This window comes from Mesorhizobium sp. M4B.F.Ca.ET.203.01.1.1 (genome assembly GCF_004791025.1).
Taxonomy (GTDB): domain Bacteria; phylum Pseudomonadota; class Alphaproteobacteria; order Rhizobiales; family Rhizobiaceae; genus Mesorhizobium; species Mesorhizobium abyssinicae.
Window position 1 is genome coordinate 283957 of record NZ_SRUO01000003.1, and the last position, 13806, is coordinate 297762.

Genomic DNA, 13806 nt, shown 5'->3' on the forward strand with positions numbered 1-13806 from the left:
AGGGACGGAGGAAGTGATTGGTTTCGGCTGGGCGCATACGGGCGATCGTTCGCCGCACGCCGATCCTGATCCTGGCCCTCGCCGTCCTGGCGGTGGCTGCGGCCAGCGCCTTCCACACGCCCGCCATGGCGCAGGAGGAGCAGAGCCGCGGCTGGTCGCTGCGTGACTTGCTGTTCCCGCGCCGCAGCGAGCGCTTCGAGCCGCCGCTCGACATCCAGAAGGCAAGGCCGAAGGCAAAGACCAGGAAATCCAAGCCGCGCCTGCCGGCAGAGCCACAGACGCCGATCGTCGAGAAGACGCCGGATGCCCGCGCCGTGCTGGTGGTCGGCGATTTCATGGCGAGCGGTCTCGGCGAAGGCCTGGACACCGCCTTCGCCGAAAACGCCGGCGTCAGGATCGCGGTGCGCAGCAACGGTTCTTCCGGCTTCGTGCGCGATGATTTCTACAACTGGCCAGAACAGATCAAAACGCTGATCGAGACCGAGAAACCATCGGTCGTCGTCGTCATGCTCGGCTCCAACGACCGCCAGCAGATGAAGGTCGGCGACGTGCGCGAACAGCCGCGATCCGAGAACTGGACCAAGGAATATGAGCGCCGCACCGATGCGCTGGGCAAGGCCATCGCGGAGGCCAAGGTGCCGTTCCTGTGGGTCGGCATGCCGGCTTTCCGGTTGCCGAAGATGACTTCGGACATGCTGGCCTTCAACGACATCTACCGCTCGGCCGCCGAAAAGCATGGCGGCGAGTTCGTCGATGTCTGGGACGGTTTCGTCGACGAGAACGGCGCCTTCGTCATCACCGGCCCCGACATCAACGGCCAGGCGGTGCGGCTGCGCTCGGACGACGGCATCAATGTCTCCAAGGCCGGCAAGCGCAAGCTTGCCTTCTACACCGAAAAGCCGCTGGCCAAGATCCTCGGGCTGGCAGCGCCCGGAAGCGTGACGACAGTCTCCGCGCCGGCGGGCGCCCCGGTCGAAGCGCCGGCGCCCAATGCCGCTCCGATCGTGATCGACCGCACCGTGCCGATGCTGCTTGGCGATCCGGCGCTGGACGGCGGCTCCGAGCTTCTCGGGGCGGCGGCCCCCGCGAAGCCAAATCCGAACCTGCCCGGCGAAAAACTCGTCATCGAGGGCAAGGCGCCCGCTGCCTCGCCCGGCCGCGCCGACGATTTCTCCTGGCCGCCGAAAACCCAGCCCGCAACGTCAGCCGCGACACCGGATACGACGACGGCTATCAACCCTTAACGAGGCAACACGCTCGATCCCATCAGCGCTTCGTCGATCGAGCGCGCCGCCTGACGGCCCTCGCGGATCGCCCAGACCACCAGCGACTGGCCACGGCGCACGTCGCCCGCCGCGTAAAGCCTGTCGACGCTGGTCTTGTAGTCGCGGTCATTGGCCTCGACGTTCTTCGAGCGCCGGCTGTCGGTGACGATCTTCATCTGCCCATCCAGCTCGCTCGCCACACCGGTGGCGGCCGGCCCGGCAAAGCCGATGGCGATGAAGGCGAGATCGGCGCGGATGACGAATTCGGTGCCGGCGATCGGCTTGCGCTTCTCGTCGACCTCGCAGCAGCGGACGCCGGTCAGCTGGCCGTCCTCGCCGATGAATTCAAGCGTTGCCACCTGGAACTCGCGCTCGGCGCCCTCGGCCTGCGAGGACGAGGTGCGCATCTTGGTCGCCCAGTAGGGCCAGACGGCGAGCTTGTCTTCCTTCTCCGGCGGCTGCGGGCGGATATCGAGCTGGGTGACGCGCACCGCGCCCTGGCGGAAGGCGGTGCCGACGCAGTCGGAAGCGGTGTCGCCGCCACCGACGACGACGACATGCTGGCCGCTGGCGATGATCGGATGCGACGGCCACGCCACCGACTGGATCGGCTCGCCGCCGACACGGCGGTTCTGCTGCACCAGATAGGGCATGGCGTCATGCACGCCGCCGAGGTCGTCGCCCGGGATGTTGGCGGCGCGCGGCATTTCCGAGCCGCCGCAATAGAGCACCGCGTCATGTTCGGCGAGCAGTTCGGCCACAGGCTTGTCGACGCCGACATTGACGCCGCAATGGAAGGTCACGCCCTCGCCCTGCATCTGCTCGATGCGGCGGTCGATATAGTGCTTCTCGATCTTGAAGTCCGGGATGCCGTAACGCATCAGCCCGCCCGGACGGCTCTCGCGCTCATAGACATGCACGTCATGGCCGGCGCGGCCGAGCTGCTGGGCCGCCGCCATGCCGGCCGGGCCGGAACCGATGACGGCGACGCGCTTGCCGGTCTTCTTCTCCGGCGGATAGGGCCGTATATGGCCGGTCTCGTAGGCCTTGTCGGCGATCGCCTGCTCGACGGTCTTGATGGCGACCGGAATGTCCTCGAGGTTCAGCGTGCAAGCTTCCTCGCACGGCGCCGGGCAGATGCGGCCGGTGAATTCCGGGAAGTTGTTGGTCGAATGCAGGTTGCGGATCGCATTGTCCCAGTCGCCATTGTAGACGAGGTCGTTCCAGTCGGGAATCTGGTTGTGGATCGGGCAGCCGGTCGGCCCGTGGCAGAACGGAATACCGCAATCCATGCAGCGTGCGGCCTGCTTCTCGACCTCCTTGTCCGACATCGGCAAGGTGAATTCGCGGAAATGCCGGATGCGGTCGGAGGCCGGCTGGTACTTGTGCACCTGCCGGTCGATCTCGAGAAACCCTGTTACCTTGCCCATAGTCCAGTCCCTGCTGTCCGAAGGCACGCACTTGTCGGCGCACCCGTTAACCCCATAAGGCCGCCATGGCAACCGCAGTCCGGGGTCAGGATTGTTGGTGAGGATGGCAGCCGGAGATCCATCTCTCCGGCCCGTCCAATGCTTATTCGGCCGCCACGCTCATGCGCATGCGCTCCATCTCGATCAGCGCGCGGCGATACTCGACCGGCATGATTTTCCGGAATTTCGGCCGGAACGCCGTCCAGTTGTCGAGGATCTCGCGGCCGCGCACCGAGCCCGTGAAATGCACGTGGTTCGAGATCAGCTGATAGAGCCGCTCCTCGTCATGGCTGGTCATGTCGCCGGAGACGTCGACGCGACCCTTATGGTCGAGATCGCCGCCGTGATGCAGCAGCTTCTCCATGAGGTCGTCTTCCTCGGGGACCGGCTCCAGCTCGACCATCGCCATGTTGCAGCGCTCGGCGAAATCGCCCTTCTCGTCCAGCACATAGGCGACGCCGCCCGACATGCCGGCAGCGAAGTTGCGCCCCGTTTTGCCGAGCACGACGACGATGCCGCCGGTCATGTATTCGCAGCCATGGTCGCCGACGCCTTCGACGACTGCCGCGACGCCCGAATTGCGCACCGCGAAGCGCTCGCCGGCGACGCCGGCGAAATAGGCTTCGCCCTCGGTCGCGCCGTAAAGCACAGTATTGCCGACGATGATGGAGTCAGCCGCGACGATCTTGGCCTCTTCCGGCGGGCGGATGACGATACGGCCGCCCGACAGGCCCTTGCCGACATAGTCATTGCCGGCGCCGACCAGCTCGAACGAGACGCCGCGCGCCAGGAAGGCGCCGAAGGACTGGCCGGCGGTGCCGGTAAGCTTGACCTGGATCGTGTCCTCGCGCAGGCCCTTGTGCTTGAAGCGTTTGGCCACTTCGCCCGACAGCATCGCGCCCGCCGAACGGTCGACGTTGCGGATCGGCAGCTCGATGGACACGGCCTGCTTGGCTTCCAGCGCCGGCTTGGCCAGCTCGATCAGCTTGCGGTCGAGCACGTCGTCGATCGGGTGCTTCTGGCGCTCGGTCCAGTGCACCGCCTCGTGCGGCGCATCGGGCTTGAAGAACATCTTGCCGAAATCGAGCCCGCGCGCCTTCCAGTGCTGGATCACGTCGCGCTTCTCCAGAAGATCGGTGTCGCCGATGATCTGGTCGAGATGGGTGAAGCCCATTTCGGCGAGCAGCGCGCGCACCTCTTCCGCCACATAGAAGAAGAAGTTGATGACGTGCTCGGGCGTGCCCTTGAAGCGCTTGCGCAGCACCGGATCCTGCGTCGCCACGCCGACCGGGCAGGTATTGAGGTGGCACTTGCGCATCATGATGCAGCCGGCCGCGATCAGCGGCGCGGTCGAGAAGCCGAACTCGTCGGCGCCGAGCAGCGCGCCGATGATGACGTCGCGCCCGGTGCGCAGGCCACCGTCGACCTGCAGCGCCACGCGCGACCTCAGGCCGTTGAGCACCAGCGTCTGATGCGTCTCGGCGAGGCCCATTTCCCACGGGCTGCCGGCATGCTTGAGCGAGGTCAGCGGCGAAGCGCCGGTGCCGCCGTCATAGCCCGAGATGGTGATGTGGTCGGCGCGCGCCTTGGCAACGCCGGCCGCGACCGTGCCGACGCCGACCTCCGACACCAGCTTGACCGAGACGTCGGCCGCCGGGTTGACGTTCTTCAGGTCGTAGATGAGCTGCGCCAGATCCTCGATCGAATAGATGTCGTGATGCGGCGGCGGCGAGATCAGGCCGACGCCGGGCGTCGAATGCCTGACCTTGGCGATGGTCGCGTCGACCTTGTGTCCGGGCAGCTGTCCGCCCTCGCCGGGCTTGGCGCCCTGCGCGACCTTGATCTGCATGACGTCCGAGTTGACGAGATATTCCGCCGTCACGCCGAACCGCCCTGACGCGACCTGCTTGATCGCCGAGCGCTCGGGATTCTTGCCGCCGCCGGGCAGCGGCAGATAGCGGTCCGACTCTTCGCCGCCCTCGCCGGTGTTCGACTTGCCGCCGATGGCGTTCATGGCGCGCGCCAGCGTCGTGTGCGCTTCCCTGGAGATCGAGCCGAACGACATCGCACCGGTCGAGAAGCGCTTGACGATCTCTGCCGCCGGCATGACCTCGTTGAGCGCGACCTTGTTGCGGCCGGTCTCTTCGGCGAGCCTGATCTTGAACAGGCCGCGAATGGTCTGGGCGCGGGCCGTCTCGCTGTCGATCTGCGCCGAATAGTCCTTGAACGTGTCCCACGAGCCCTGGCGCACGGCGTGCTGCAACGTGGCGACCGCGTCTGGCGACCACATATGCGCCTCGCCGCGCATGCGGTACATGTACTCGCCGCCGACCTCGAGGCCGTTGCGCAGCACCGGATCGTTGCCGAAGCCGTCGGTGTGGCGGCTGAGCGTCTCGGCCGCGATCTCGTCCAGCCCGACGCCCTCGATCAGCGTCGCGGTGCCGGTGAAGTACTTCTCGACGAAGTCCGACTTCAGGCCGATGGCGTCGAAAATCTGCGCGCCGCAATAGGACTGGTAGGTCGAGATGCCCATCTTGGACATCACCTTGAGGATGCCCTTGCCGATCGACTTGATGTAGCGCGAGACCACTTCGTAGGCGTCGACCTCCTCCGGCAGCTCGCCGCGCTTGTGCATGTCGAGCAGCGTGTCGAAGGCGAGATAGGGGTTGATCGCTTCCGCGCCGTAGCCGGCGAGGCAGCAGAAATGATGCACCTCGCGTGGCTCGCCGGATTCGACCACCAGGCCAACCGAGGTGCGCAAGCCCTTGCGGATCAGATGGTGGTGCACCGCGGCCGTCGCCAGCAGCGCCGGGATGGCGATGCGGTCCGGCCCGAGCTGGCGGTCGGACAGGATGATGATGTTGTAGCCGCCGGCAACCGCCGCCTCGGCGCGCTCGCAGAGCCGGTCGATGGCGCCTTGCATGCCCGCAGCGCCTTCGTTCGAGCCATAGGTGATGTCGATCGTCTTGGTGTCGAAACGATCCTCGGTGTGGCCGATGGAGCGGATCTTCTCCAGATCGCCATTGGTCAGGATCGGCTGGCGCACCTCGAGCCGCTTGCGGCGCGAATTGCCGACCAGGTCGAAGATGTTCGGCCGCGGCCCGATGAACGACACCAGGCTCATCACCAGCTCCTCGCGGATCGGGTCGATCGGCGGATTGGTGACCTGTGCGAAGTTCTGCTTGAAATAGGTGTAGAGCAGCTTCGACTTGTCCGACATCGCCGAGATCGGCGTGTCGGTGCCCATCGAGCCGACCGCTTCCTGGCCGGTGGTGGCCATCGGCGACATCAACAGCTTGGTGTCTTCCTGGCTGTAGCCGAACGCCTGCTGCCGATCGAGCAGGCTGACGTCCTTGCGCAAAGCGCGCGGCTCGACCGGCTTCAAATCTTCCAGGATGAGCTGCGTGTTGGCGAGCCAATTCTTGTAGGGGTGCCTGGTCGCGATCTCCGACTTGATCTCCTCGTCGGAGATGATGCGGCCCTTCTCCAGGTCGATCAGCAGCATGCGGCCGGGCTGCAGCCGCCACTTCTGGACGATCTTTTCCTCCGGCACCGGTAGCACGCCGGCCTCGGAGGCCATGATGACCCGGTCGTCATCGGTGACGATATAGCGCGCCGGGCGCAGGCCGTTGCGGTCGAGCGTGGCGCCGATCTGGCGTCCGTCGGTGAAGACGACCGCCGCCGGGCCGTCCCACGGCTCCATCAGCGCCGCATGGTATTCGTAGAAGGCCTTGCGGTCTTGATCCATGAGCTTGTTGCCGGCCCAGGCTTCCGGGATCAGCATCATCATGGCGTGGCTCAGGCTGTAGCCGCCCTGGAACAGGAATTCGAGCGCGTTGTCGAAGCACGCCGTATCCGACTGGCCCTCATAGGAGATCGGCCACAGCTTCGAGATGTTGTTGCCGAACAACTCGGAATCGACCGAGGCCTGGCGAGCGGCCATCCAGTTGTTGTTGCCGCGCACGGTGTTGATTTCGCCGTTGTGCGCGACCATGCGGTACGGGTGCGCCAGCTTCCACGACGGGAAGGTGTTGGTCGAGAAGCGCTGGTGGACCAGGATCAGCGCCGTTTCGAAGCGCGGATCGCTGAGATCCCTGTAGTAGGCGCCGACCTGGTAGGCCAGGAACATGCCCTTGTAGACGATGGTGCGCGCCGACAGCGACACGCAATAGGCGCCGATGTCCTTGTTGTCGTTCTCGGCATAGATGCGGCCGGATATGACCTTGCGCAGCAGATAGAGCCTGGCCTCGTACTCTTCGTCGTCGGGTATGTCGGCCGTGCGGCCGATGAAGACCTGCCGGTGGAACGGCTCGGATGCCGCGATGTCCGGAGCCTTCGACAAAGACGAATTGTCGACCGGAACGTCACGAAAGCCGATCAGCGGCAGCCCCTCGGACTGCGCCGATTCGGTGATGATGTCCTCGATATGGGCGCGCAGCGCCGCGTCCTGCGGCATGAACCAGTGTCCGACGCCGTATTGGCCCGCCGGCGGCAGGTCGATGCCCTTGGCTGCCATCTCCTCGCGGAAGAAGCTGTCGGGAAGCTGCACCAGAACGCCGGCGCCGTCGCCGACCAGCGGATCGGCGCCGACGGCGCCGCGATGCGTGAGGTTCTCCAGCATCGCCAGACCATCCTTGACGATCTGGTTCGACTTCACGCCCTTCATGTTGACGATGAAGCCGACGCCGCAGGCGTCGTGCTCATTGCGCGGATCGTAAAGGCCCTGGGCGGCGAAACCGTTGGCGGCGCGCCCGGCATTGGTCAGGGAGGTATTTTTGACGGTTGCCGCTTTCGTCTGCGCGGCCCGGCCGTTGATCGCAGATGGCGTCAATTCCGTCATCGTCCTATCCTCCGTTCCCAGCCCTTCGGGCGCTGGTTTGCCTCGGGAAGCGCGTTGCTTCCCCTTCATCCTTGCTGCACGTCTTGCGAAATCCTTGCCGAACCATGCGGCTGGCCGCCTGGGTCGTATCCGGTATCGTACAGGCCAGAGCCGAGCCGTCTACCCGTCGCGCGCGGCAACGGCCGGAATGGCCCATATGATACGCCAGTCCGGCCTGTTTTGCGCGACAAAATAAGACAGCACTACTGTCCTAAATTTTTTATGGCAGAAATCAGACGCCCGCACAAGACCGATTCACAAAAATCTTGGCCGGGATGCGACACAAAATTTCGTGAGATGGAGGCGCAACGCAAAGTTCAGTCGTCCGCCGATCTCAGCTTCGGCTGGCATCACCGCTTTCCCGGCAGTTGGCCCCTTGCACTTGCAAGACCAAAACGGTCAAGTCGCGCCGGCTTCTGCAAATCAGCTACGGACCTCTCGATGTTCTTTGCATCCGACAACTGGGCGGGCGTCCATCCCGACATCTCTGCCAACCTTTCGCGGCACGCCGCCGGCATCGCCACCGCCTATGGCGACGGAGACCTGGACCGCGCCGTCTACCGCCGCTTCAACGAGATCTTCGAGCGCGACGTTCAGGTGTTCTTCGTCGCCACCGGCACGGCGGCGAACGCGTTGTCGATGGCGGCGTTGAACCGTATCGGCGGCATCGCGCTTTGCCATTCCGAAGCACACGTGAATGTCGATGAATTCGGCGCGATGGGTTTCTACACGGGCGGCGCGCGCGTGATGCCGGTGCCCGGGCCTCTGGGTCGCATTAACCCGCAGGCGCTGGACAAGGCCATCCAGCGCTATTCGCGGGACCTCGCGCCCGGCGGCCAGCCGATGGCCGTGACCATCACCCAGGCGACCGAAGTCGGCACGGTCTACGCTGTCGACGACGTCAAGGCGATCGCCGAGGTCAGCCGTCGCCACGGCCTGCCGCTCCACATGGACGGTGCCCGTTTCGCCAACGCCATCGCCGCGACCGGTGTCACGCCGGCCGAGATGACCTGGAAGAGCGGCGTCGACATCATCTCCTTCGGCGCCACCAAGAACGGCTGCTGGATGGCCGACGCTGTCGTGATCTTCAATCCGGAGGTCGGCAAGGACCTGCGCCTGCTTCGCCAGCGCGCCGGCCAGACCTTCTCCAAGGCCCGCTTCATCTCGGCCCAGTTCGAAGCCTATCTCACCGATGACCTCTGGCTGCGGATGGCAGGCCATGCCAATGCCATGGCCGCGCATTTGGCCGAGACGATTGAGGACGCGCCGACGGGCAGGCTGGCATGGCTGCCGCAAGCCAACGAGGTTTTCGCCATCCTCGACCGCGCTATCGCCGAAAGGCTGCAGGCGGCTGGCGCCAAATTCTACGAATGGGGCGTGCCGCAAGGTTTTGACGGCCATCTCGGCGACAACGAGGCGATCTACCGTTTCGTCGCCAGCTTCGCCACCGCGACGGAAGAGATCGATCGCCTCGGGCAACTGCTCGCCCCTTAAGCGTTGCAGCGATCGGGAGTAACCGGATGACCAGGCCCTCTCTCGGCTCGACCATGCGGCTGGTTCGTCCGGCGCCAAACGTTGTCGGCTTCTATGATGGCCGCCTCGATGGCGTTCGCATCTGGTCGGAGGAGCCGAACTGGCTCGACGACGGCGCTTATACGCTGGGCATTTGCACCTATGCGATCGTCGATGGATCGCAAGCGCTTGTCTATGACACGCATATATCCCTGCCCCACGCCCGCCTTGTCCGGCGGACACTCGAAGAGATGGGCGTGACCTCGATCCGCGTCGTGCTCAGCCACTGGCATGACGATCATATTGCCGGCAACGAGGTGTTCCATGATTGCGAGATCATCGCCAACCGCCTCACAGCCTCGGCCCTTGAACGCGGCCGGGCCGAGATCGAAGGCGGCAACCCGCCGATCAGGCCGCTCGTGCTCCCCAACAGGATATTCGATAACAACCTCCATCTGACCGTCGGAGCGATCCCCGTCGAACTCCGCCAGGTCGAAATCCACAGCCATGACGGGACGGTCCTGCTGATGCCCGATGCCGGCCTGTTGCTGGCGGGCGACACGCTGGAGGACTCGATCACCTATGTCTCCGAACCGGAGCGTCTCGCCGAACATCTGATCGACCTCGAGCGCATGGCCGGCTGGCGGTTCGATCGCATCCTGCCCAACCACGGTTCCTGCGAAACAATTGCAGCGGGTGGCTATGACAGAAGCCTTATCGCCGCGACCCAGGCCTATGTTCGAAAACTCCTTGCCTGCCGGCAAGAGCCTGACCTGGCCAAGCAGGATCTGAGAACCTTCGGCGCGGACATGTTTGCCTCGACGGCCGTCGAGTATTTCGCGCCATACGAAGCCGTTCACCGACAAAATGTCGAGGCTGTGCTGGCGGCAAAGGGCTAATGGCTAGCCCAGGAACGGCCGCGCCAGCAGCTCCAGGCCAAGCACGATCAGGAAGATCAGAAACCAGCGCCGGAAGGTCGCCGGGCTGATGCGCTGCCTGAGCAGCTGGCCGAGCCACATGCCGAGCAGGGCCGGCAGCACCGCCAGCGACGACATCGCGAGATGCTCCACCTCGAACGCTCCGTGCGAGGCGAGGCCAAGCGCCAGCGCGATGGTGGACACGGTGAAGGAAAGGCCGAGCGCCTGGATCAGGTCGTCCCTGCCGAGCCCCAGTGCCTGGATGTAGGGCACGGCCGGCACCACGAAGACGCCGGTGCCGCCGGTGACGAGGCCGGTGAGGACGCCGATGATGGGCGACAGCCAGCGCTCTGCCCGGGCCGGAATGCCGGGCTGGCGCGCCAGGAGTGTGTAGGCGGCGTAGAGGACAAGGGCGGCGCCGAGGCCGGCGGTCGTCCATTTGACATTGTCGCTGGCGAGCAGCCGCGCGCCGGCAATCGTGCCGACCATGATGCCGGCCATCATCAGCCACAGCCGGCGCAGGATCGACGCGAAGCTCGACCCGGCGAACAGCTGCCAGACATTGGTGACGAAGGACGGCACGATCAGCAGCGAGGCCGCGGTGACAGGCGGCATGACCGTGCCCAGAAGCCCCATCGCCAGCGTCGGCAAGCCCATGCCGGTCACGCCCTTGACCATGCCGGCCAGCAGGAAGGTGATGGCGATGGTTGCCGTCAGCGCCAGGGAAAAATCGGACATCGCCCTTCATGCTGGGCCGGCGCCTGCTTCAAAAGGGCCAGAAGCCTTTGTTGCGGATGGCACAGAAATCCGCGCAAACAAAAAGCGGCGCCTTTCGGCGCCGCTTTCGTCTCGGGAGGAGACGGACTTTTGAGGCTGGAGCCCGCGCTTAGGCGGCCGCCTTGGCCTCGATCTGCCTGGCCTTGTCCGAGGACTGGGTGATCGCGATCTTGCGCGGCTTCAGCTCCTCGGGGATGTTGCGCTTGAGGTCGACGAAGAGCAGGCCGTTCTTCAGCGTGGCGCCCTCGACCTCGACATGGTCGGCGAGCTGGAAACGCCGCTCGAAAGCCCTGGACGCAATGCCGCGATAGAGCAGCTCGGAGCCCTCGCCATTGCCCTCTTCCTTGCGCTCACCCTTGACAGTCAGCACGTTGCGGTGGGCCTCGATCGAGATCTCGTCTTCCGAGAAGCCGGCAACCGCCATCGAGATACGGTAGGCGTTCTCGCCGGTGCGCTCGATGTTGTAGGGCGGATAGGTCTGCGCGCCGTCGGGCTGGCCGAGCGAATCGAGCATGGTGAAGAGCCGGTCGAAACCGACGGTCGAACGATAAAGCGGGGAAAAATCTACGTGACGCATGAGGTGTTCTCCTACTGAGCAACAGAGTTTGCGTTTGGCCGCTGCGAAACCCGGAATGGCGTTTCGGATGGGCCAGCGGTCCCGACATCGGCGACCGCACCAGACATTTGGGAAGCGCAAAAGGGCATTTCAAGACTTTTTGCGGACACGACATCTCCGCCTCGATGAACGGCAGATGAACCGCGGCTTCGGCCTGCGTTCAGCCAGGCGGCGTTAGGGTGTGGCCAGGATCAAGGATCAGGCGGCGCGCCCAACAGACGCCGCGACGAGGCCGAGCCGGGTGTTAACGTCCCTTCCTCCCGGATCGACAGAGGCCGGAGGCCGCCAACGCTGCTTCCGGCCTCGTTCGTTGTCTCCACCTCGCCTTCGCGACGCCTTTGCTTTTGCCGCATGGCCGTCTATCACCATGCGACGCCTCGCCAGCTCGGGCGACGGAGCAAAGAACGAAACGCCGAATGACGGATCTCTTTTATCAGACGCCGGACAATCCGCCGCCGGAGAACGCCGCCGGCGGCTTCTTCACCACGCGTGACCGCAAGAAGATCCGCTACGGCGTCTTTGCCGCCACCACCCGCCCGCTCAAGGGCACCGTGGTCCTGCTCACCGGGCGCAACGAGTGCGTTGAGAAATATTTCGAGACCATCCGCGATCTTTGCGGCCGCGGCTTCGGCGTCGCCACGCTCGACTGGCGCGGCCAGGGCGGCTCCGACCGGCTGATCGGCGACCGGCAGCGAGGCTACGTCCGCAGCTTCCGCGACTACGCCAGCGATCTCGAGCAGTTCTTCGAGGAGGTGGTGCTGCCTGACTGTCGCGGGCCCTACTACATCCTGGCCCATTCCGCCGGGGCGGTGGTCGCGCTGCTCGCCTCGCCTTCGATGGTCAATCGGGTGCGGCGCATGGTGCTGATCGCGCCTTTCCTGACCTTGCCCGATCTGCCGGTGTCGATAAGCACCGTCCGCCGCGTCTGCGCGGTGTTCTGCGCGATCGGCCTTGGCCGGCTCTATGCCGCCATGGGACCGCGGCCGAAGGAGACGACGCCGTTCGAGATCAACAAGGTGACGTCGGATCCCGCGCGCTACCGGCGCAACACCGGCATCTACGAAGCCTGGCCGCAACTGGCGCTCGGCGGGCCGACGATCCGCTGGCTGAAGGCGGCGGCCGAGGCCTCCGTCAAGATAAGCGATCCGGATTTCATGGGCGCGATCCAGGTTCCGATGCTGGTGATCGCCGCCGGTGCCGACCAGGTCGTCTCGACCAAGGCGGTGGAAGCCTATGCCAGGCGCCTGCGCCTCGGCTCGCTGCTGATGATCGACGGCGCCCGCCACGAGATCCTGCAGGAGAAGGACCTCTATCGCGAGCAGCTTCTCGCCGCCTTCGACGCCTTCATTCCCGGAACCGGCGACGCGCCCTGATCAGCGCCCGGGCACTGTCATGGCGTCCATGACCGAGGACAGCTGACAGCCTGCTCTCAGGACCAACGGCCGTCAGTCGCGCCCGGGGATCGACCGCGGGCTCTCAGCCGCGCAGAGCAGCCATCGCCGCCGCGTGCAGCTCCGGCGTCGCCGCCGCGAGGATGTCCCCGCCCTTCTCCGCCGGTCCGCCCTCAAACGTGGTGACGACGCCGCCCGCCTTCTCGATGATCGGGATCAGCGCCACGATGTCATAGGGTTTCAGCCCGGGGTCGGCGACGATGTCGACGCTTCCCGCGGCGACCATGGCGAAGGCATAGCAATCGGTGCCGTAGCGGGCGAGCTGGACCTGCTTTTCGAACTGGTCGTAGCGCGTGCGCGCCTCGCCCTTGAACAGCGCCGGCGTCGTCGTGAACAGCGTCGCCTTGGCGAGGTCGGTCGTCTTGCGCGTCGCAAGCTTGCGCGGCCCGCCCGGACCCTCATAGTGGGAACCGGACGCGTTGGCATAGAACAGCTCGCCGGTGAAAGGCTGCGACATCAGCCCGGCGACGGCGTCGCCCTCGACGGTCAGTCCGACCAGCGTTCCCCAGACCGGCAGGCCGGAGATGAAGGCACGCGTGCCGTCGATCGGATCGATCACCCAGACATGCCGGCTGGAGATGTTCTCGCTGCCGTGCTCCTCGCCGAGAATGCCGTGATCGGGATACTCGGCCGATATCAGTGCGCGGATCGCCCGCTCGGCCTCGCGATCGGCTTCGGTGACCGGATCGAAGCTGCCAGCCTCCTTGTTGGTTACCGCGCCCTGGCTGCGGAAGCGCGGCAAGGTCTCGGCGGCGGCGGCATGCGCGATGCGCCGGATAAAGTCGATGCTGATGTCCAACTGATTCTCCCGCTTTGCAGCATGCCGTCCTTTGCCGATGATTTCCTGCCGGAACAAGGGGAGGGATCACTTTAGCGCCGCGGCAACTGTTGCCTGAATGTCACGCAAACGCCACCGAAAC

9 protein-coding genes are annotated in these 13806 nt (G+C 65.3%); 4 read left to right on the top strand and 5 right to left on the bottom strand.

Annotated features, from left to right (window positions below; genetic code table 11):
* Nucleotides 1–17 precede the first annotated feature (17 nt).
* Entirely contained in the window at nucleotides 18–1244 is a 1227-nt protein-coding gene (locus tag EN846_RS08135; protein WP_127392014.1) for a DUF459 domain-containing protein, read from the top strand.
* Here the strand turns inward: EN846_RS08135 and EN846_RS08140 are convergent.
* Nucleotides 1241–2695, bottom strand: a complete 1455-nt coding sequence (locus EN846_RS08140; protein ID WP_127392015.1) for a glutamate synthase subunit beta — start codon at nucleotides 2693–2695, stop codon at nucleotides 1241–1243. The two genes, EN846_RS08135 and EN846_RS08140, sit on opposite strands and share 4 nt — an antisense overlap.
* 142 nt (nucleotides 2696–2837) lie before the next feature.
* Nucleotides 2838–7574 carry a glutamate synthase large subunit gene (gltB, locus tag EN846_RS08145; protein ID WP_127392016.1) on the bottom strand — a complete coding sequence of 1579 codons (4737 nt, stop codon included), beginning with the start codon at nucleotides 7572–7574 and terminating at the stop codon, nucleotides 2838–2840.
* 480 nt (nucleotides 7575–8054) lie between these two features.
* Between gltB and EN846_RS08150 the strand changes: the two genes are divergently transcribed.
* Together EN846_RS08150 and EN846_RS08155 are read left to right on the top strand one after the other, a co-directional pair.
* The gene (locus EN846_RS08150) at nucleotides 8055–9107 is read left to right on the top strand and encodes a low specificity L-threonine aldolase (RefSeq protein WP_127392017.1); all 1053 of its coding nucleotides are present in this window, start codon (nucleotides 8055–8057) and stop codon (nucleotides 9105–9107) included.
* 26 nt (nucleotides 9108–9133) lie between these two features.
* A complete protein-coding gene (locus EN846_RS08155) occupies nucleotides 9134–10024 on the top strand; it encodes an MBL fold metallo-hydrolase (RefSeq protein WP_127392018.1) in 891 nt (296 codons plus the stop codon).
* 3 nt (nucleotides 10025–10027) lie between these two features.
* On the opposite strand, the gene EN846_RS08160 is transcribed toward EN846_RS08155, so the two are convergent.
* Nucleotides 10028–10780 carry a sulfite exporter TauE/SafE family protein gene (locus EN846_RS08160; protein WP_127392019.1) on the bottom strand — a complete coding sequence of 251 codons (753 nt, stop codon included), beginning with the start codon at nucleotides 10778–10780 and terminating at the stop codon, nucleotides 10028–10030.
* 148 nt (nucleotides 10781–10928) lie between these two features.
* Nucleotides 10929–11396, bottom strand: coding sequence for an Hsp20 family protein (locus EN846_RS08165; protein WP_126058414.1), 468 nt, complete (start codon nucleotides 11394–11396; stop codon nucleotides 10929–10931).
* Between the two features lie 455 nt (nucleotides 11397–11851).
* On the opposite strand from EN846_RS08165, the gene EN846_RS08170 reads away from it, so the two are divergent.
* The gene (locus EN846_RS08170) at nucleotides 11852–12808 is read left to right on the top strand and encodes an alpha/beta hydrolase (RefSeq protein WP_127393617.1); all 957 of its coding nucleotides are present in this window, start codon (nucleotides 11852–11854) and stop codon (nucleotides 12806–12808) included.
* A 103-nt stretch (nucleotides 12809–12911) separates the two neighbouring features.
* Here EN846_RS08170 and hisN read toward each other — a convergent pair whose 3' ends face one another.
* Nucleotides 12912–13685 carry a histidinol-phosphatase gene (gene hisN / locus EN846_RS08175; protein ID WP_127393616.1) on the bottom strand — a complete coding sequence of 258 codons (774 nt, stop codon included), beginning with the start codon at nucleotides 13683–13685 and terminating at the stop codon, nucleotides 12912–12914.
* Nucleotides 13686–13806: the final 121 nt, after the last annotated feature.

Bases quoted from the DNA above. Each gene is read 5' to 3' on its own strand.
- EN846_RS08160 (WP_127392019.1), bottom strand. From the start codon at position 10,780: ATGTCCGATTTTTCCCTGGCGCTGACGGCAACCATCGCCATCACCTTC.
- gltB (WP_127392016.1), bottom strand. From the start codon at position 7,574: ATGACGGAATTGACGCCATCTGCGATCAACGGCCGGGCCGCGCAGACG.
- EN846_RS08140 (WP_127392015.1), bottom strand. From the start codon at position 2,695: ATGGGCAAGGTAACAGGGTTTCTCGAGATCGACCGGCAGGTGCACAAG.
- EN846_RS08155 (WP_127392018.1), top strand. From the start codon at position 9,134: ATGACCAGGCCCTCTCTCGGCTCGACCATGCGGCTGGTTCGTCCGGCG.
- EN846_RS08150 (WP_127392017.1), top strand. From the start codon at position 8,055: ATGTTCTTTGCATCCGACAACTGGGCGGGCGTCCATCCCGACATCTCT.
- EN846_RS08165 (WP_126058414.1), bottom strand. From the start codon at position 11,396: ATGCGTCACGTAGATTTTTCCCCGCTTTATCGTTCGACCGTCGGTTTC.
- EN846_RS08170 (WP_127393617.1), top strand. From the start codon at position 11,852: ATGACGGATCTCTTTTATCAGACGCCGGACAATCCGCCGCCGGAGAAC.